The organism is Actinosynnema sp. (assembly GCF_052038725.1).
In genome coordinates, this window is record NZ_JBQGCX010001170.1 from 1 (window position 1) to 1,633 (window position 1,633).

Consider the following 1,633-nt stretch of genomic DNA (forward strand, 5'->3'; position numbering starts at 1 on the left):
GGCGAACGGCATGCCCGTGCGGCGCAGCGCGCGCTGCCAGTCCACGCCGCCCGCGGCGTGCGCGAGCAGCGAGACCCACACCGGTGCTCCGGCCACGTCCGCACCTCCGCCCCTGGGTCTGCCCCGCGGGCTGGTGCCCGCGGGCTGCTGGGACGGCGAGCCTAACCCCGTCGCGGGCTCAGTACCGGAACGGCTTGGGCGGGGCGTTGAGGGCGGCGCGCGGGCACTCGGCGAGGGTGAGGCCGCCGTAGCCGAGGGCCTCGTCGCTCAGCAGCTCCACCGTCCAGCCGTTCTCCTGACCGAAGCGGGTGACCGTGACGCGGTACAGCGTGATCTCGTACTTGGTGGGGGTGCCGTAGGCCACCTGGATGTTGCCGATGAGCTCGGCGCCGGTCGAGGCGGGGGAGCCGGACCACGGCCGGTCGTAGCGGGACCACATGGTGGTGGTGGAGTGCCACACGCCCCCGTTGCTGACGTCGCCGAGACTCAGCTCGACGAGGATCGCCCGCGCCGCGCCCTCGGGCACGATCGCCGCCGGGCGGATCACCTCGGTGATGACGCCCTCGTCGTAGGCCTGCGCGGCGAGGAGCTCGGCACCGTCCATCGTGGTCCTCCGTCTGGTCGCGCGGGGCGAGCGGTTCGCACCCGGCGCAGGGGGGATCGGCAGGTCGGCGCCCCGGCTTGACCCCTGGGGGCCGAGTCCGTCGGGGTGACGAACACCACGGGGTCCCGTCTCGACCGGTGGGGTGGTACCGGCGCGTCACATGCGTCACACTGGCCGCAACCGTGCAGGCTGCTCCGTGATCGAGGCCGTTGGGGAAGACGACCCTCGGACGTGGAGGAGAGACCATGGCTGTCGTCACCCGCGGTGTGCTGTTCGTGCACTCCGCTGCACGCGCTGTGTGCCCGCACGTGGAGTGGGCCACCGGGCGCGTGCTCGGCATGCGCGTCGACCTGGAGTGGACCCCGCAGCCGCTGAGCCCCGCCCTGTACCGCACCGAGCTGTCGTGGCAGGGCGAGCAGGGCACGGGCGCGCTGCTCGCGAGCGCCCTGCGCGGCTGGTCCGACCTGCGTTACGAGGTCACCGAGGAGCCCAGCCGCGGCTGCGACGGGGCCCGCTTCAGCCACGTGCCCGACCTCGGCCTGTTCCACGCCGTCATGGACGTGCACGGCAACACCGTCGTGCCCGAGGACCGGGTCCGCGCCGCGCTGGCCGAGACCGACCCCGTCGAGGTCCGTCACCGGCTGGAGACCGCGCTCGGCTCGGCGTGGGACCGCGAGCTCGAGCCGGTCCGTCACGCGGGCGACGACGCGCAGGTGCGGTGGCTGCACCGGGTGGGATGAGCCCGGTGGGGCCCCTGCTCCGCCTGCTGTCCGGCGACCGCGCCACCGCGCGGTCGGCGTGGGAGGACCACCGGTCCCGGGTCGTCGTCTACGGCGGCGCGCTGGCGGCCGTCGCGACCGGGCTCGCCCTGGCCCCCGTCGACGGTGCCGCGGGGTGGCTGGGCGTGCAGCTCCTGCTGGGGCTCGTGCTGGGTGTGCTCGGGGTGCTGCTGCTCGCCGCCGGGCTGGTGTGGGCGCGCGCGGCGCGCAGCCCGACCCCGGGGGCGCTGGTCGCGCTGGCCGGGGCCTT

2 protein-coding genes and 1 pseudogene are annotated in these 1,633 nt (G+C 75.3%); 2 read left to right on the forward strand and 1 reads right to left on the reverse strand.

From position 1 onward, the window contains the following. Positions 1-178 precede the first annotated feature (178 nt). Entirely contained in the window at positions 179-604 is a 426-nt protein-coding gene (locus ACTUAL_RS24505; RefSeq protein ID WP_440901905.1) for a hypothetical protein, read from the reverse strand. Positions 605-849: 245 nt separating this feature from the next. On the opposite strand from ACTUAL_RS24505, the gene ACTUAL_RS24510 reads away from it, so the two are divergent. After that, the gene (locus tag ACTUAL_RS24510; RefSeq protein ID WP_440901906.1) at positions 850-1,344 is read left to right on the forward strand and encodes a DUF3145 domain-containing protein; all 495 of its coding nucleotides are present in this window, start codon (positions 850-852) and stop codon (positions 1,342-1,344) included. A 5-nt stretch (positions 1,345-1,349) separates the two neighbouring features. Next, positions 1,350-1,633 (forward strand): annotated as a pseudogene (locus tag ACTUAL_RS24515) (hypothetical protein); the annotation flags it as partial.

Coding starts and splice junctions, on each gene's coding strand:
- ACTUAL_RS24510 (WP_440901906.1), top strand. CDS start 850: ATGGCTGTCGTCACCCGCGGTGTGCTGTTCGTGCACTCCGCTGCACGC.
- ACTUAL_RS24505 (WP_440901905.1), bottom strand. CDS start 604: ATGGACGGTGCCGAGCTCCTCGCCGCGCAGGCCTACGACGAGGGCGTC.